16 protein-coding genes and 1 tRNA gene are annotated in these 17,423 nt (G+C 64.5%); all 17 read right to left on the bottom strand.

Going from position 1 to position 17,423, the window contains the following annotated elements:
• Entirely contained in the window at nucleotides 1-618 is a 618-nt protein-coding gene (gene rplC / locus PJB24_RS02480) for a 50S ribosomal protein L3 (protein WP_273842319.1), read from the bottom strand.
• Complete coding sequence (gene rpsJ, locus PJB24_RS02475) at nucleotides 618-929, bottom strand: 30S ribosomal protein S10 (RefSeq protein WP_273842318.1); 312 nt, start codon at nucleotides 927-929, stop codon at nucleotides 618-620. Before rpsJ ends, rplC begins: the two co-directional genes overlap by 1 nt.
• A 10-nt stretch (nucleotides 930-939) precedes the next feature.
• Nucleotides 940-2,142, bottom strand: a complete 1,203-nt coding sequence (tuf, locus tag PJB24_RS02470) for an elongation factor Tu (RefSeq protein ID WP_273842293.1) — start codon at nucleotides 2,140-2,142, stop codon at nucleotides 940-942.
• Nucleotides 2,143-2,157: 15 nt separating this feature from the next.
• Complete coding sequence (gene fusA, locus PJB24_RS02465) at nucleotides 2,158-4,302, bottom strand: elongation factor G (RefSeq protein ID WP_273842315.1); 2,145 nt, start codon at nucleotides 4,300-4,302, stop codon at nucleotides 2,158-2,160.
• Between the two features lie 17 nt (nucleotides 4,303-4,319).
• The gene (rpsG, locus tag PJB24_RS02460) at nucleotides 4,320-4,790 is read right to left on the bottom strand and encodes a 30S ribosomal protein S7 (RefSeq protein ID WP_273842314.1); all 471 of its coding nucleotides are present in this window, start codon (nucleotides 4,788-4,790) and stop codon (nucleotides 4,320-4,322) included.
• 13 nt (nucleotides 4,791-4,803) lie between these two features.
• Complete coding sequence (rpsL, locus tag PJB24_RS02455) at nucleotides 4,804-5,172, bottom strand: 30S ribosomal protein S12 (protein WP_273842311.1); 369 nt, start codon at nucleotides 5,170-5,172, stop codon at nucleotides 4,804-4,806.
• Nucleotides 5,173-5,296: 124 nt separating this feature from the next.
• Nucleotides 5,297-9,181, bottom strand: a complete 3,885-nt coding sequence (locus PJB24_RS02450) for a DNA-directed RNA polymerase subunit beta' (RefSeq protein ID WP_420541866.1) — start codon at nucleotides 9,179-9,181, stop codon at nucleotides 5,297-5,299.
• Nucleotides 9,182-9,184: 3 nt separating this feature from the next.
• Nucleotides 9,185-12,556, bottom strand: coding sequence for a DNA-directed RNA polymerase subunit beta (rpoB, locus tag PJB24_RS02445; protein ID WP_273842309.1), 3,372 nt, complete (start codon nucleotides 12,554-12,556; stop codon nucleotides 9,185-9,187).
• Between the two features lie 183 nt (nucleotides 12,557-12,739).
• Complete coding sequence (rplL, locus tag PJB24_RS02440) at nucleotides 12,740-13,129, bottom strand: 50S ribosomal protein L7/L12 (protein WP_273842307.1); 390 nt, start codon at nucleotides 13,127-13,129, stop codon at nucleotides 12,740-12,742.
• Nucleotides 13,130-13,168: 39 nt separating this feature from the next.
• Nucleotides 13,169-13,696, bottom strand: coding sequence for a 50S ribosomal protein L10 (gene rplJ, locus PJB24_RS02435; protein WP_273842305.1), 528 nt, complete (start codon nucleotides 13,694-13,696; stop codon nucleotides 13,169-13,171).
• Nucleotides 13,697-13,876: 180 nt separating this feature from the next.
• Nucleotides 13,877-14,566 (bottom strand): 50S ribosomal protein L1, encoded by a 690-nt coding sequence (gene rplA / locus PJB24_RS02430; protein WP_273842302.1) that lies wholly within the window; start codon nucleotides 14,564-14,566, stop codon nucleotides 13,877-13,879.
• Nucleotides 14,559-14,996, bottom strand: coding sequence for a 50S ribosomal protein L11 (gene rplK / locus PJB24_RS02425; RefSeq protein WP_273842300.1), 438 nt, complete (start codon nucleotides 14,994-14,996; stop codon nucleotides 14,559-14,561). The genes rplA and rplK overlap by 8 nt, the downstream gene beginning before the upstream one ends.
• A 42-nt stretch (nucleotides 14,997-15,038) precedes the next feature.
• Nucleotides 15,039-15,569, bottom strand: a complete 531-nt coding sequence (nusG, locus tag PJB24_RS02420) for a transcription termination/antitermination protein NusG (protein ID WP_273842298.1) — start codon at nucleotides 15,567-15,569, stop codon at nucleotides 15,039-15,041.
• 28 nt (nucleotides 15,570-15,597) lie between these two features.
• The gene (gene secE, locus PJB24_RS02415) at nucleotides 15,598-15,864 is read right to left on the bottom strand and encodes a preprotein translocase subunit SecE (protein ID WP_273842296.1); all 267 of its coding nucleotides are present in this window, start codon (nucleotides 15,862-15,864) and stop codon (nucleotides 15,598-15,600) included.
• Nucleotides 15,865-15,894: 30 nt separating this feature from the next.
• A tRNA-Trp gene (locus PJB24_RS02410) sits at nucleotides 15,895-15,967 on the bottom strand.
• Nucleotides 15,968-15,990: 23 nt separating this feature from the next.
• Nucleotides 15,991-16,140, bottom strand: a complete 150-nt coding sequence (gene rpmG / locus PJB24_RS02405; RefSeq protein ID WP_273842295.1) for a 50S ribosomal protein L33 — start codon at nucleotides 16,138-16,140, stop codon at nucleotides 15,991-15,993.
• A 67-nt stretch (nucleotides 16,141-16,207) separates the two neighbouring features.
• The gene (gene tuf, locus PJB24_RS02400) at nucleotides 16,208-17,410 is read right to left on the bottom strand and encodes an elongation factor Tu (RefSeq protein ID WP_273842293.1); all 1,203 of its coding nucleotides are present in this window, start codon (nucleotides 17,408-17,410) and stop codon (nucleotides 16,208-16,210) included.
• Nucleotides 17,411-17,423: the final 13 nt, after the last annotated feature.

The following is a 17,423-nucleotide window of genomic DNA, read 5'->3' as shown; positions in this document are numbered from 1 at the left end:
CTAATCACCCGCCTTCCGGATCCTGACTATCGCCCCACGCCCCCCGGGCACGCCACCGCGCACCCAGAGCTCGTTCTTCTCCGGGTCGACCCTCACCACCCGCAGGTTCTTGATGGTCGCGGTGCGGTCGCCGGTGTGCCCCGGCATCCGCTGACCGGGGAAGATGCGCGAGGGGTCCGCCGAGGCCCCGACCGAGCCGGGCTGGCGGATGTTGTGCGAGCCGTGCGTCACCGGTCCACGCCCGAACCCATGGCGCTTGACGGTCCCCTGGAAGCCCTTGCCCTTGCTCGTCGCGCTCACGTCCACCCTCTCGCCGACCTCGAAGACCTCGACCCCGATGGTCTGGCCCACCTCGGCCTGCGCCCCGCGCACCTCCCTCAGATGGCGCCGGGGAGGGGTCTCGTGCTTCTCGAACTGCCCGGCGTGGGGCCTGTTCACCTTCCGGGAGGGCACCGTGCCGAAGCCGAGCTGCACCGCCTGGTAGCCGTCCTTCTCCGGGGTCCTGACCGCGGCGACGAAGTTGGGCTCGACCTCGATCACGGTGGCGGCAACCAGCGTGCCGTCCTCCTCGAAGGCCTGTGTCATGTGCTTCTTGCGTCCGAATACTGCCGTAGCCATCAGGTCGCCTTTATCTCGATGCTCACGCCCGCCGGGAGGTCCAGCCGCTGCAGCGAGTCCACCGTCCTGGGGGTGGGCTGCTGGATGTCGATCAGACGCTTGTGCGTGTGCAGCTGGAAGTGCTCCCGCGAGTCCTTGTCCTTGAACGGGCTCCTTATCACCGTGTAGCGGCTGCGCTTGGTCGGCAGCGGAACGGGGCCGAAGACGAAGGCCCCGGTCCGCTCGGCCGTCTCCACGATGGACTTGGCCGTCTTGTCTATGACCTCGTGGTCGTAGGCCTTGAGTTTGATCCTTATCTTCGATACGGCCATGGTCCCCGCTCTACTCTATTATCTGGGTGACCACACCGGCTCCAACCGTCCGGCCACCCTCCCTTATCGCAAAGTTGAGCCCCTCATCCATCGCTATCGGTGAGATCAACTCCACACTCATCACCGTGTTGTCCCCAGGCATCACCATCTCTACTCCCTCCTCCAGCGTGATCTCCCCAGTCACATCAGTCGTCCGGAAGTAGAACTGCGGCCTGTAGTGAGAGAAAAACGGCGTGTGCCTGCCTCCCTCCTCCTTACTGAGTACATACACCTCAGCCTTGAACTTCGTGTGCGGCGTTATCGTCCCAGGGTGCGCCAGTACCTGCCCTCGCTCTACCTCGTTGCGCCTCACGCCCCTCAGAAGCGCCCCTATGTTGTCCCCCGCCTGCGCCTCGTCCATGCTCTTGTTGAACATCTCTATGCCCGTAACCACCGTCTTGCGCGTCGGCCTTATCCCTACTATCTCTACTTCCTCGTTGAGGCGCAGCCGCCCGCGCTCCACTCGCCCGGTCGCTACAGTCCCACGACCCTGGATCGTGAACACATCCTCTATCGCAAGCAAAAACGGCTTGTCCACATCCCGCTTGGGCTCAGGGATGTACTCGTCTACTGCCTCCATCAACTTGAGGATCGACTGCTCCCCAAGCTCCCCTTCATCCCCCTCAAGAGCCCTCAGGGCACTGCCTACCACTACCGGTATCTCATCCCCGGGAAAGTCATACTCGCTCAGGAGCTCGCGTACCTCCATCTCCACCAGCTCCAACAGCTCCGGGTCGTCCACCATGTCCGCCTTGTTCAAAAACACAACAATCGACGGTACCCCTACCTGACGCGCAAGAAGAATGTGCTCCCGCGTCTGCGGCATCGGCCCATCCGCCGCAGAAACCACCAGTATCGCCCCATCCATCTGGGCCGCACCAGTGATCATGTTCTTCACGTAGTCCGCATGCCCAGGACAGTCCACGTGCGCATAGTGCCGCTTGGGCGTGGCGTACTCCTGGTGGGAGGTCGCTATCGTTATCCCCCGCTGACGCTCCTCAGGGGCGTTGTCTATCTGCTCAAAGGCCACCTCGTGGTTGGCCGGATCATCCGGGTAGTGCTTGGCCAATACCTTCGTTATCGCCGCCGTAAGCGTCGTCTTGCCGTGGTCTATGTGCCCTATGGTCCCCACGTTTACGTGCGGCTTGGTCCTCTCAAACCTGCCCTTGGACATCTCGTTCCTCCTTCCTTACTCCGATGCGATTTCGGCCGCGATGTTCTTCGGCACCTCGGCGTAGTGGTCGAACTGCATGGTGAACGTCGCCCGTCCCTGGGTCCTGCTCCTGAGCGAGGTGGCGTACCCGAACATCTCGGCGAGCGGCACCATCGCCCGGATGACCTGCCCGCTACCGCGGCTGTCCATGCCCTGGATCTGCCCGCGCCTCGCCGAGAGGTCACCCATCACGTCCCCCATGAACTCATCGGGTACGGTGACCTCCACGGCCATGATCGGCTCGAGCAGCACCGGGTCGGCACGCCTCAGGGCCTCCTTGGCGGCCATCGAGCCGGCGATCTGGAAGGCCATCTCCGAGGAGTCGACCTCGTGGTAGGAGCCGTCCACGAGCTCCACCTTCACGTCGACGACCGGATAGCCCGCCACCACGCCGGACTCGAGCGCCTCCTGGATGCCCTTGTCGACGCTCGGTATGTACTCCCTGGGGACGACCCCACCGACGATCCTGTCCTCGAACTCGTAGCCACCTTCGTCGTTGTGCTCGAGGTTGATGATGACGTGCCCGTACTGACCACGCCCGCCGGTCTGCCTCACGAACCTTCCCTCGACGCCCTCGACACGCCTCCTGACCGTCTCGCGGTAGGCGACCTGCGGCTTGCCGATGTTCGCATCGACCTTGAACTCCCGGGTGAGCCGGTCCAGGATGATCTCCAGGTGCAGCTCACCCATCCCGGCGATGACCGTCTGACCGGTCTCCTCGTCGGTGCGCACCCGGAAGGTGGGGTCCTCCTCGGCGAGCCGCTGCAGGGCCTGGCTGAGCTTCTCCTGATCGGCTTTGGTCTTGGGCTCGATCGCCTGGTCTATGACCGGCTCCGGGAAGGTCATCTGCTCGATGACGATCTTCTCCGGATCGTCGGCGGCGACCAGCGTATCCCCGGTGCTCGTGTTCTGCAGCCCGATCGCCGCCACGAGCTCCCCTGCGTACACCTCGTCACGCGGCTCCCGCGAGTTCGCGTGCATCTGCAGGAGCCGCCCCACGCGCTCACGCACCCCCTTGGTGGTGTTGTACACGTAGGAGCCGGCCCGGAGCGTACCCGAGTAGACCCTTATGTAGGTCAGCTTCCCGACGTGCGGGTCGGCCTGGATCTTGAACGCCAGCGCCGCGAGCGGCCCGTTCTCGTCCGCCTCGCGCACGACCTCCTCGCCATCGGGGGTCTGCCCCCTGAGCGGCGGCACGTCCAGCGGGCTCGGCAGGTAGTCTATGACCCCGTCCAGCAGCGGCTGGATGCCCTTGTTCTTGAACGCCGAACCGCAGAAGACGGGAGTCATCTGGATCGCGAGCGTCCCCTTCCTTATCGCCGCCCGGAGCTGATCGGGGTCTATCTCCTCCCCCTCGAGGTAGGCGACCATGAGATCCTCGTCATACTCCGCCGCAGCCTCGATGAGCTTCTCCCGATACTCATCGACCTGCGCCCGCATGTCCTCCGGGACCTCGGTCTCGTCCCACTCGGCCCCCAGATCGTCCTTGTAGATGATCGCCTTCATCTCCACGAGGTCCACGATCCCCGTGAACTCGGCCTCCTTGCCGATCGGGAGCTGCACCGGAACCGCGTTCGCCCCGAGCCTCTCCTTCATCGTCTCTACCGCGTGGTAGAAGTCCGCCCCGATGCGGTCCATCTTGTTGACGAACGCGATCCTCGGCACGTGGTACTTGTCCGCCTGCCGCCACACCGTCTCCGACTGCGGCTCGACACCCGCAACCGAGTCGAACAGCGCGATCGCACCGTCCAATACCCGCAGCGATCGCTCCACCTCGACCGTGAAATCCACGTGTCCGGGCGTGTCTATGATGTTGATGCGGTGCTGTTCGGGTATGCGGCTGTGGGAACCCTTCTGGGTCTTACCGTTTCTGGAGTCTCCCTCGATACCGCCCCAGAAGACGGTGGTCGCGGCGCTGGTTATGGTGATGCCGCGCTCGCGCTCCTGCGCCATCCAGTCCATGACGGCGTTCCCGTCGTGGACCTCGCCCAGCTTGTGGGTCAGTCCGGCGTAGAGCAGGATACGTTCGGTCGTGGTCGTCTTACCAGCGTCTATGTGAGCCATGATCCCGATGTTCCGGACCCGGCTCAGGGGTGTCTTTCTAGCTACGGATACCGCCATAGGTCAAAGCACCTCGTCTACCATCTGTAGTGTGCGAATGCCCGGTTGGCCTCCGCCATCCGGTGGGTGTCGTCCCTGCGCTTGACGCTCGCGCCGACGTTGTCGTTCGCGTCGAGTATCTCGCCAGCGAGACGCGCCCCCATCGTCTTCTCCCGGCGGGCGCGGGCGTAGCCCACCAGCCAGCGCAGCGCCAGCGTGTTCGCCCGGCGGGGCTGCACCTCCATCGGCACCTGATAGGTGGCCCCACCGACCCGCCGCGAGCGGACCTCCAGGCGGGGCTTGACGTTCTCGACCGCGTTGTTGAGGACGCTCACCGGGTTGTTGCCGGTGCGCTCCTCGACCCGCGCAAGAGCGTCGTAGACTATCTTCTCCGCCTTGCTCTTCTTCCCGTCCACCATGACCTTGTTTATGAGCTGCTGCACGAGCACGCTCCCGTAGACGGGATCGGGTGGGATCTTCCTCTTCGGCGGCGCTGCACGCCTGGGCATCTCTCAAAACCTCCTAAGACTTCTTGGTCCCGTACCTGGATCGGGCCTGCTTGCGGTCGCTGACCCCCAGCGCGTCCCGGGAGCCCCGGATCACCTTGTAGCGCACTCCCGGCAGGTCCTTCACGCGTCCCCCGCGTACCAGAACCACGGAGTGCTCCTGCAGGTTGTGCCCCTCCCCGGGGATGTACGCCGTGATCTCGTTGCCGTTGGTCAACCTCACTCGTGCGATCTTGCGCAGCGCCGAGTTCGGCTTCTTCGGCGTCTGGGTCGAGACGCGGGTGCACACACCCTGCCGCTGTGGCGCCCCGCCCAGCGCCGGGGTGGCCGTCTTCTTGGTCTTTCTCACCCGCTTTTTGCGCACAAGCTGGTTGATCGTCGGCACGACCGCGCCTCTCCTTTCTCTTTCTGTAGAAAAGGGGGTTTACACAAACAAAGTCGCGCGTCGCGGCCGGAAAGGCCCGGCACGTGAGCCAGCCCATGCCGCACCGCGACGCGCTATTTTAGGCTTAAGAAGCCGCTATGTCAAGCTCATCGACATCGTCGGTCCTGTGTCCGTCCACGGTCACCGTGAGCCTGCGGTACTTCGGCAGACCCGTCGCCGCCGGGATGAGCTTGCCGATGATCACGTTCTCCTTGAGCCCGGAGAGCTCGTCCACCTTGCCCTCTATGGCCGCGTCGGTCAGCACGCGCGCGGTCTCCTGGAAAGAGGCCGCCGAGAGGAAGCTGTCGGTGGCGAGCGACGCCTTGGTTATGCCCATGAGCACCCGGTGGGCGCTCGCCGGCCGGCCGCCCTCGGCCTCGACCCGCTCGTTCTCCTTCTCGAGGGTGAAGCGATCCACCACCTGCTCGGGCAGGAAGCTGGTGTCGCCCGGGTCGTCGACGACCACGCGCCGCAGCATCTGACGCACCACGATCTCTATGTGCTTGTCGTGGATGTCGACCCCCTGCGCCCGGTAGACCTTCTGTACCTCGTCGACCAGGTAGCGCTCGGTGGCGGTCGTGCCCCGGCCGTAGCGCAGGTCGTTCTCCAGGATCGCGTGCGGGTAGAGCGCCGTGTTCTCCGGGTCGGTGAGCGGGGTGTTGGCCCTTATCTCGGCCCCCTCCCTCACCTCGGGGTTGAGGAGCTGGCGTTCGACCCGGTACTCCCGGCTCTCGGAGCCGTCGGCGGAGGTGACGACGACCTTGACGAGCCGATCACCCTCGTCCTCGATGCTCACGGTGCCGTCGATCTCGCACAGGATCGCCTCGGCCTTCGGGTGGCGCGCCTCGAAGAGCTCGACCACCCTCGGCAGCCCGGCGGTGATGTCCTCACCCGCCACACCGCCGCTGTGGAAGGTACGCATGGTGAGCTGCGTCCCCGGCTCGCCGATCGACTGGGCCGCGATGATCCCGACGGCCTCCCCGATGTCCACCGGCTGGTAGGTGGAGAGGGCCCTGCCGTAGCACTTGCGGCACACGCCGTTCGGATCCTCGCACTTGGTCGGCGTCCGGACCGGGACCATCGTCTCTTTGGGCAGCTCCTCACGCCAGCGCGCCAGGATGTCCGGGGTGACGTCCGTACCGGCCTCGGCCACCACCTCGCCCGTCTCGGGGTTGACCAGATCGCGCGCCAGGTAACGGGCCGCCACCGAGTCGTTCGGGTCGCCGTTCTTGAGGTAGAGCGGGATCTCGACGTACCCGTCGGTGCCGCAGTCCTCGCTGGTCACGACGATCCCCTGCGAGACGTCGACCAGCCTTCTTGTCAGATAACCAGAGTCGGCGGTCCTGAGAGCGGTGTCCGCCTGCCCCTTGCGCGCCCCGTGGGTCGAGGTGAAGTACTCCAGGACCGAGAGCCCCTCCATGAAATTGCTCTTGACCGGCTCCGGGATGATCTCACCCTTCGTGTTGGTCATCAGGCCACGCATCCCGGCGAGCTGCGTGATCGCCGAGTAGTTGCCCCGGGCACCGGAGTGGGCCATGATGTGCATCGGGTTGAGGCTCCAGAAGTTCTTCTTCATCGCCTCCTCGACCTCGTCCCGGGCCCGCGTCCACAGCTCGATGATGCGCTCCATCCGCTCGTCGTCGGAGATGAAGCCCTGATCCCACTGCTCCTCGACCTCGGCGACGAGCTCCTCGTACCTGGCGACGATCTCCGGCTTCTCCTGGGGCACGACGATGTCGTTCTTGCCGATCGAGATCCCGGCCCGCGTCGCCGTGCGGAACCCGACCTCCTTCAACGTGTCGAGCAGCCGGCTGGTCAGCTCGGTCGGGTAGCGGCTCACGTACTCGGCGACGAGGTTCTTGATCTCGCCCTTCCTGAGCTCGTAGTTGACGAACTCGTAGGAGGAGGGATCGTAGGAATCACCGAGGTAATCCCTCAAGGTCTCCTCTACGCTCTCGTTGAAGATGACCCGGCCGAGGGTGGTCTCTATCCGCTCGCCCTCGCGCCGGAAGATGACCTTGTCGTGCACCTTGAGCGTCCCGTTCCTGTAGGCGACCTCCGCCTCCTCGTAGGAGGTGAGGTAGGCCTTGGGCTCCTCGTCCTCGTAGCCCTCCGGAGCATAGGTGATGTAGTAGAGCCCGAGAACCATGTCCTGCGACGGGACCGCGATCGGGAACCCGTTCGAGGGCTGAAGGATGCTCTGCGTAGAGAGCATCAGGATGCGCGCCTCGGCCTGCGCCTCCGGCGAGAGCGGCACGTGCACCGCCATCTGGTCGCCGTCGAAGTCCGCGTTGAACGCCGCGCACACCAGCGGGTGCACCTGGATCGCCTTGCCCTCCACCAGGACCGGCTCGAAGGCCTGGATGCCGAGGCGATGCAGCGTCGGGGCCCGGTTCAGGAGGACCGGGTGCTCCTTGATCACGTCCTCGAGCACGTCCCAGACCTCGGGCCTCAGGCGCTCGACCATCTGCTTGGCGCTGCGGATGTTCGGCGCGAGAGCCCGGTCAACCAGCACCTTCATCACGAACGGCTTGAACAGCTCGACGGCCATCAGCCGCGGCAGACCACACTGGTGCATCTTGAGCGAGGGCCCGACCACGATCACCGAGCGTCCCGAGTAGTCGACGCGCTTGCCCAGCAGGTTGCCGCGCAGCCGGCCCTGCTTGCCCTTGAGCATGTCCGAGAGCGACTTCAGCGGCCGGTTGCCCGCGCCGGTCACCGCCCGGCCCCGACGCCCGTTGTCGAAGAGGGCGTCGACGGCCTCCTGCAGCATCCGCTTCTCGTTGTTGACGATGACGTCCGGCGCCCCCAGGTCCAGGAGCCTCTTCAGGCGGTTGTTGCGGTTGATGACCCGGCGGTAGAGATCGTTCAGGTCGCTCGTGGCGAACCGCCCGCCGTCGAGCTGCACCATCGGCCGCAGATCCGGAGGGAGGACCGGGATCACGTCCATGATCATCCACTCCGGCTTGTTGCCGCTGGTGCGGAACGCGTCGACGACCTTCAGGCGCTTTATCGCCTTCTGGCGCCGCTGCCCCCTGGAGGTGTTGATGATCTCCCGCAGGTTCCGGGCCTCCTCGTCGAGGTCGATCTGCTGGATGAGGTCGCGGATCGCCTCGGCGCCCATCCCGCCCCGGAAGTACACGCCGTAGCCGTACTCGTCCCCGAAGCGGTCCTTCATCTCGCGGAAGAGCTCCTCGTCGTCCACGATCTGACGCGGCTCGAGCGTCTGGAACTCCTCCCACGCCCGTCGGACGAGGTTTATCTGCTCGTCGATCGAGCGCCGGATGTCGGCGATGTCCTCCTCGGCCTGCCGGTGCACCTTCTCGATCGCCGCCTCACGCTCCTCCTCGGGAACGTCGGCGTACTCCTCGGTGAGCTCGTCCGGGGAGCTCTCGCCCCGGATCACGCTCTCCCGCTTGGTGCGCAGCGCCTGTATCTGGGTGATCTCCTCCTCGCGCTCCTCCTCGAGCTGCCGGATCTCGTCCTCGACCCGCTGGCGCAGGGTGTCTATGTCGTTCGCTCGCGCCTCGCGGTCGACCCAGGTGACGATAGAGGAGGCGAAGTAGAGCACCCGGTCGAGCTCCTTGGGGCTTATGTCGAGCAGGTACCCCATCCGGCTCGGCACGCCCTTGACGAACCACACGTGCGCCACCGGGGCGGCAAGCTCTATGTGGCCCATCCTGTCGCGCCTGACGCGCGCCCGGGTGACCTCGACCCCGCACCGCTCGCAGATGATGCCCTTGAAGCGGATCCTCTTGTACTTCCCGCAGTAGCACTCGAAGTCCTTCGAGGGCCCGAAGATCCGCTCGCAGAACAGCCCGTCCTTCTCGGGCCTGAGCGTCCGGTAGTTGATGGTCTCGGGCTTGGTCACCTCGCCGCGGGACCACTCCCGGATCTCCTCAGCGGAGGCGAGACCGATGGAGATCTTCTCCAGCTTGTTTATGTCTATGTCGCGCTCTAGGCTCTGCAACCCTTACATCCCTCCTCTGGAAACATCCGGGGTGTCGTCCAGGTTACCGGTCGGCTCCTCGCGGCTCAGGTTTATACCGAGCGCTCTGGCCGCCTCGTCCCAGTCTCGCTGATCAGAATCCTCCGCCGCGGCCTCGGCGTTGTAGACCGGCTTGACCGAGAGCCCCAGCGCCTGCATCTCCTTCAGGAGCACCTTGAAGCTCGCCGGCACACCGGGCTCGGGGATGTTCTCGCCCTTGACGATCGCCTCGTAGCTCTTGACGCGCCCGATCCGGTCGTCGCTCTTTATCGTGAGCAGCTCCTGCAGGGTGTGCGCCGCGCCGTAGGCCTCGAGCGCCCACACCTCCATCTCGCCGAAGCGCTGCCCGCCGAACTGCGCCTTGCCGCCCAGGGGCTGCTGGGTCACGAGCGAATACGGACCGGTCGAGCGGGCGTGGATCTTGTCGTCGACCAGGTGGATCAGCTTCATGATGTACATGTAGCCGACCGTGATCTTGCTGTCGAACGGCTCGCCGGTGCGCCCGTCGTAGAGGGTCACCTTGCCCCCGCCGGTCATGTTCACCTTCGAGCCGCCGTCCTGGCGGACCTTGTCTATCACCTTGTTTATGTCCTCGACCCGCGCCCCCTGGAAGACCGGCGTGGAGACGAAGACCGGCTCGCCACCGTTCTCCCCGAGGCCCTTGCTCGCAGCCCACCCGAGGTGCGTCTCGAGTATCTGACCGATGTTCATCCGGCTCGGCACCCCGAGCGGCGAGAGGATGACGTCGACCGGCGTGCCGTCCTCCATGTACGGCATGTCCTCCTCGGGCACGATCTTCGAGATCACACCCTTGTTCCCGTGGCGGCCGGCGAGCTTGTCGCCCTCGGCGATCTTGCGCTTGGAGGCGACGAAGACCCGCACCATCTCGTTGACCCCGGGCGGGAGCTCGTCCCCGGCATCCCGCGAGAAGCGCTTGACGTCGATGACGACCCCGCCCTCGCCGTGCGGGACCTTGAGCGAGGAGTCCTTGACCTCCTTGGCCTTCTCCCCGAAGATCGCCCGCAGGAGCTTCTCCTCCGGGGTGGGCTCGCTCTCTCCCTTCGGAGTGACCTTCCCGACCAGCACGTCCCCGCTCCCGACCTCGGCGCCGATGCGGATGATCCCGTCGGCATCGAGGTTCATCAGTACGTCGTCGGAGGCGTTGGGGATGTCGCGGGTGATCTCCTCGGGTCCGAGCTTGGTGTCCCGCGCCTGTACCTCGTACTCCTCGATGTGGATGGAGGTGAGCACGTCCTCCTTGACGAGCCGCTCGGAGATGATTATCGCGTCCTCGAAGTTGTACCCCTCCCACGGCATGAACGCGACGAGCAAATTCTTGCCCAGGGCCAGCTCGCCCTGATCGGTGGAGGAGCCGTCGGCGAGCACCGTCCCCGCCTGGACCTCCTCACCTTCCTTCACCAGCGGCCGCTGGTTGACGCACGTGCCCTGGTTTGAGCGGGCGAACTTCTTGAGCCGGTACTCGTCGAGCTCCCCGCTCTCCCGGCGCACCGTGATCACGTCCGCCGACACCCGCTCGACCCTGCCGGCCTCCCGCGCGAGCACCACATCCCCGGTATCCGTCGCGGCCCGGAACTCCATCCCGGTCCCGACGTAGGGCGCTTCGCTCCTCAGGAGCGGTACCGCCTGCCGCTGCATGTTCGCGCCCATCAGAGCCCGGTTGGCATCATCGTGCTCGAGGAACGGGATGAGCCCGGTCCCGACCGAGACCGTCTGCAGCGGGGCCACGTCCATGTAGTCGACCTCCTGCGGGGAGACGGTCGTGACCTCCCCGCCCCGGGCCCGCGCCAGGACGTGCTCGGCGGTGATCCTGCCGCTCTCCGGGTCCACCGGGGTGTTCGCCTGCGCGATGATGAGCCCCTCCTCCTCGTCCGCGGAGAGGTACTCGATCTCGTCCGTGGCGACCCCGTCGACCACCTTCCTGTACGGCGTCTGGATGAACCCGTATTCGTTGACCCTGGCGTAGGTCGCCAGCTGACCGATGAGCCCGATGTTCGGCCCCTCCGGGGTCTCTATCGGACACATCCGCCCGTAGTGCGTCGGATGGACGTCGCGCACCTCGATCGGTGCACGCTCCCTGGAAAGCCCGCCCGCGCCCATAGCGTTGAGGCGCCGCCTGTGCGAGAGGCCGGCCAGGGTGTTCGTCTGATCCATGAACTGCGAGAGCTGGCTCGAGCCGAAGAACTCCTTGATCGCGCTCGCCACCGGCTTGGTGTTGACCACGCTCTGGGGCGTTATGCTCTCCTCGTCCTGTGTGGTCATCCGCTCGCGCACCACGCGCTCCATCCGGTACATCCCGATCCGGAACGCCTCCTGCACCAGCTCGCCCACAGTCCTGAGCCGCCGGTTCCCGAGATGTTCGTACTCGTCGAGCAGGTGCCGGTAGCGCTCGTAGTTGATCCTGCCAAACTCCTCGTCCTCGGCGAAGCCCTCCGCGATCTCGATCAACCGCCCGAGAAGCGCCTCTATGTCCTCGTTGGTGAGCGTGCGCACCTCGAGAGGCACCTCGAGCTTGAGCTTCTTGTTGACCTTGTAACGCCCGACCTCGGTCAGGTCGTAGCGCTTGGGATCGAAGAAGAGCCCCTCGACCAGATTGCGCGCGTTCTCCAGGTTGACCGGCTCGCCGGGACGCTGCCGCCGGAATACCTCCAGAAGTGCCTCCTCCCGCGAGGCGGTGTCGTCCCGCTCCAGCGTGTTGCGCATCAGCCAGGAGCCCTCGAAGCGCTCCATTATCTCCTCGGGCCCGCCGAGCCCGAGCGCCTTCAGGAGCACCGTAACCGGTAGCTTCCTCTTGCGGTCTATCCTGACCGAGATATAACCCTTGGACTCCACCTCGAACTCGAGCCACGACCCCCGACCCGGCATCAGGCTCGCCGTGAGAACCTGCTTGCTCGGGTCCTTGGGCTCCATGATGTACGCGCCCGGAGAGCGCACGAGCTGGGTGACGACCACCCGCTCGGTCCCGTTTATTATGAAGGTCCCCCAGTCGGTCATGAGCGGGAAGTCGCCCATGAACACGTCCTGCTCGCGGATCTCCCCGGTCTCCTTTACGATGAAGCGGACCTTCACGAACAGCGGGGCCGCGTACGTCTTGTCCTTCGAGACGCACTCGTCTATTGAGACCTGCGGCTCCTCGAAGTAGAAGTCCCCAAACTCCACGGCATAAGAGCCCGTGTAGTCTTCTATCGGAGAGATCTCCTCGAAGACCTGCCTTATGCCCTCATCGAGGAACCTCCTGAACGAGCCGAGCTGGATGTCCACCAGCCCCGGCATCTGAAAGTCCAGAGTCTGCGTCCGCGAGAAGGGACGCCGCTTGCGGCGCACAACAGGGGTTACCAAATTGGCTCTCCTCCACGCTGAATCGTTGAAGAACGGCTAAGCACGCGAACGGATATCCTACCCCGCTTCCCCGTATAAGTCAAGGAGATCCGGGGCAGAATATCCCGAACAATAAGTATGGGCGTTGGTTCTGTGTCCAACGCCCGGAAGTTTAGCACACCCTGGGGCTGCGCGCCACAGAGGCTACTTGAGCTCGACGGTGGCTCCGGCCTCCTCTAGCTTGGCCTTCAGGGCCTCGGCGTCCTCCTTGGAGATGCCCTCCTTGACCGGCTTGGGAGCCTCGTCCACCAGCGCCTTGGCCTCCTTGAGCCCGAGCCCGGTGGCGGCCCTTATCTCCTTGATGACCTGCAGCCTCTTGTCCCCGGCCGCCTGCAGGATGACGTCGAACTCGGTCTTCTCCTCCTCGGCCGCGGCGGCCCCACCGTCGCCCGCGGCGGCACCGGCGGCGGGGGCGGCGGCCACGGCGGTGGCGGAGACCCCGAAGCGCTCCTCCAGCGCCTTGACAAGCTCGGAGAGCTCGAGCACGCTCATGTTCTCGATCGTCTCTATCAGTTCCTCTTTGCTTACGGCCATGAACCAAAACCTCCAGTTCTTACCAGCGTTTCCTGCCTGCTACGACTCCTGCGCGCGCTTCTGCTCGGCGATCTGATTCAGCGCGATCACGAGCCCCTGCACCGTGTTGTTGAGTACGTTCACCAGAGCGGAGATCGGGGCGGCGAGCCCGCCGACGACCTGGGCTATGAGCTGCTCGCGGCCGGGCAGCTTCGAGAGCGCGACGACCTGCTCCGCGTCGAGAACCTGCCCGTCGTCAAGCCTCCCACCCTTCAGGGTGAATGTCTCTATCTGATCGGCGAACTCCGCCAGAAGCTTCGCCCCGGCGACCGGATCCTCCGAGAAGGCTATCGCCGTCGGGCCCGTGAAGAACCCGGAAAACTCGCCGTCTATGCCGGCGGCGTCCGCGGCCCTGCGCGCCAGGGTGTTCTTCGCCACCACGAACTCCACCCCGAGCTCCCGGCTGCGGCGGCGCAGCTCGGTGCTCTGCGCCACGTTCATCCCCTGGTAATCCACCACGAGCGCCGAGCCGCTCCTCAGCTTCTCGGCCAGCTCCTCTACTACCTTCGCTTTCTCCTCGCGTCTCACCTCCGACTCCTCTCCTGAAAAGAGAGCCCCGGGGCCGCGTAGAGGCACCCGGGACTCTCCATCCCGAAATCTTCTCTCTGCGCGGCCTCGGCCGGGTTACCCGCTGGGTTTGAGCTCCTCACCGGAGCCCCGGCTGTCTCTGGCCTCTCTCTTTTGTCGTTCTCTGGTCCGCGAAAGATACTAATCGCTCGTCGCGGCGGGGTCAACCTTCACCGAGGGCCCCATCGTGCTGGTTATCGCCACCGACTTGAAGTAGCGTCCCTTGACCGCCGAGGGGCGCACCCTCTGCAGCTCGTCGCGCAGCGCGTAGTAGTTCTCGAGCAGAGAGTCGGTGTCGAAGGACTTCTTGCCGATGATGCTGTGGATTATCCCGTAGCGGTCCACCCGGTACTCGATCTTGCCCTGCTTTATCTCGCGCACGGTCTTTCCGACGTCCTGCGTTACGGTGCCGCTCTTCGGGTTCGGCATGAGCCCGCGGGGACCGAGTATCTGCCCCAGCCGTCCGACGATGCGCATCTGGTCCGGGGTCGCCACCGCGACGTCGAAGTCGAGGAAGCCCTCGTCGCGGATGCGCGCTACCAGATCTTCGGACCCGACTATGTCCGCCCCGGCCTCCTCGGCCTCCCGGGCCGCCTCACCCTCGGCGAAGACCGCGACCCGCTGCGTCTTGCCCGTGCCGTTGGGCAGCATCAGCGTCCCGCGCACCATCTGATCCGCCCGTCGCGGGTCGACGTTGAGGTTTATGTGCACCTCGACGCTCTCGTCGAAGTTCGCTCCGTCGAGCCCCTTCAACAGCTCTATCGCCTCCCTGGGCGAGTAGAGCCTCTCCCGGTCTATCCTGTTCTTCTGCTCGAGCAGCCTCTTACCCATTTACCGTGATCCCCATGCTCCTCGCCGTACCCTCTATTATCTTCACCGCGCCCTCCAGGTCTGCGGCGTTCAGGTCCGGCAGCTTCGTCTTGGCTATCTCCTCCACCTGCTGGCGGCTCACCGAGCCTACCTTGTCCCGGTTGGGCTCGCCGCTCCCCTTCTCGACCCCGGCGGCCTGCCGCAAAAGAAACGCCGCCGGCGGTGTCTTGGTGACGAAAGAGAACGAACGGTCCTCGTACACCGTTATCTCGACCGGGATGATCTGGCCCATCTGATCTCGGGTGGCGTCGTTGAACTGCCGCACGAACTCCCCGATGTTCACCTGGGCCTGGCCGAGAGCCGGCCCGACGGGGGGAGCAGGGTTCGCCTGCCCGCCCGGGATCTGGAGCTTCAGTTTCCTTGCCACCCTTCTTCCGCGTCCTCTACCCATGGCTTTACAAACTCCCTCTCACGTTTACTCCAAAACGAACAACTAGAGCTTGGCGACCTGGTTGAAAGAGAGCTCGACCGGCGTCTCACGCCCGAAGATCGAGACCATCACCTTCAACCGCGACTGGTCGACGTTTATGTCGGAGATCTGGCCGGTGAAGTCGGAGAGCGGACCGCTCACCACGCGTACGGTCTCCCCGATCTCGTAGTCCACCGTCGTCTTGACCTTCTCGCGGGTCTCCACTTCGCCCGGATGCAAAAGCCTCTCGACCTCCGCCCGGCTGAGGGGTACCGGCTTGTCCCCCGCCCCGACGATCTGCGTGACCCCCGGCGTCTGCCGCACCACCTGCCAGGTGTCGTCGTTCATCTCCATGTTCACCAGTATGTAGCCCGGGAACTGCCGCTGGACCGTCGGCACCTTCTTGCCGTTTTTGATCTCGACGACGTTCTCGGTGGGGATCCTGATCTCCCCGAAGTACCGCCCGAGACCGAGGGATTCTATCCTCCGCTCGAGCGTGGTCTTGACCTTGTTCTCGTGCCCGGAGTACGTATTGACGACATACCACTTCTTCAAAGCAACCAACTCCCCAGCCGCTACAGCACTAGAAGAAGACCAGCCGCGTCAGATTCTGGAAGACATAGTCCCAGAACGTGACATAGATACCGAGTACGACGACCACGATGATCACGACCGCCGTACTCTGCTTGAGCTGCTCGCGGTCGGGCCAACTCACCCGCCGTACCTCGGCCCGGGCCTCCTTGAGGGAATCGACCACTCCCGACCCGGCCCTGCGCTGCCTGCCGCTCTGCTGGGCCTTCTTGCCACCGGCCCGGCGCTGCTGAGCCGTAGAGCCCCGTCTCTTAGACATCGTTTCCTCGCCTCGCCTCGCAGGTAAAAGCAGGGCAGGAGGGACTCGAACCCCCGACCTGCGGTTTTGGAGACCGCTGCTCTACCAACTGAGCTACTGCCCTCCGCTTCGCCGACACTTATCTTACTACCTGGTCTCCCTGTGCGTGGTGTGCCGGCGGCACCACGGACAGTATTTTCTGAGCTGCAGACGATCGGGCGTGTTGCGCCTGTTCTTGCGGGTGTGGTAGTTGCGCCTCCTGCAGTCCTCACACGCCAGTGTTACCAGCTGTCTCATGCTTCTCCTCTAAGCTCACCGGGAGGGGCGGGATCTCCCGCCCCTCCACGAAAACCTCCTGAGCGCTCTACTCTATTATCTGGGTGACCACACCGGCTCCAACCGTCCGGCCACCCTCCCTTATCGCAAAGTTGAGCCCCTCATCCATCGCTATCGGTGAGATCAACTCCACACTCATCACCGTGTTGTCCCCAGGCATCACCATCTCTACTCCCTCCTCCAGCGTGATCTCCCCAGTCACATCAGTCGTCCGGAAGTAGAACTGCGGCCTGTAGTGAGAGAAAAACGGCGTGTGCCTGCCTCCCTCCTCCTTACTGAGTACATACACCTCAGCCTTGAACTTCGTGTGCGGCGTTATCGTCCCAGGATGCGCCAGTACCTGCCCTCGCTCTACCTCGTTGCGCCTCACGCCCCTCAGAAGCGCCCCTATGTTGTCCCCTGCCTGCGCCTCGTCCATGCTCTTGTTGAACATCTCTATGCCCGTAACCACCGTCTTGCGCGTCGGCCTTATCCCTACTATCTCTACTTCCTCGTTGAGGCGCAGCCGCCCGCGCTCCACTCGCCCGGTCGCTACAGTCCCACGACCCTGGATCGTGAACACATCCTCTATCGCAAGCAAAAACGGCTTGTCCACATCCCGCTTGGGCTCAGGGATGTACTCGTCTACTGCCTCCATCAACTTGAGGATCGACTGCTCCCCAAGCTCCCCTTCATCCCCCTCAAGAGCCCTCAGGGCACTGCCTACCACTACCGGTATCTCATCCCCGGGAAAGTCATACTCGCTCAGGAGCTCGCGTACCTCCATCTCCACCAGCTCCAACAGCTCCGGGTCGTCCACCATGTCCGCCTTGTTCAAAAACACAACAATCGACGGTACCCCTACCTGACGCGCAAGAAGAATGTGCTCCCGCGTCTGCGGCATCGGCCCATCCGCCGCAGAAACCACCAGTATCGCCCCATCCATCTGGGCCGCACCAGTGATCATGTTCTTCACGTAGTCCGCATGCCCAGGACAGTCCACGTGCGCATAGTGCCGCTTGGGCGTGGCGTACTCCTGGTGGGAGGTCGCTATCGTTATCCCCCGCTGACGCTCCTCAGGGGCGTTGTCTATCTGCTCAAAGGCCACCTCGTGGTTGGCCGGATCATCCGGGTAGTGCTTGGCCAATACCTTCGTTATCGCCGCCGTAAGCGTCGTCTTGCCGTGGTCTATGTGCCCTATGGTCCCCACGTTTACGTGCGGCTTGGTCCTCTCAAACCTGCCCTTGGACATCTCGGCCGTTCCT

Source organism: Rubrobacter calidifluminis, from assembly GCF_028617075.1.
Taxonomy (GTDB): Bacteria; Actinomycetota; Rubrobacteria; order Rubrobacterales; family Rubrobacteraceae; genus Rubrobacter_E; species Rubrobacter_E calidifluminis.
This window is presented reverse-complemented; position numbering and strand designations above follow the sequence as displayed.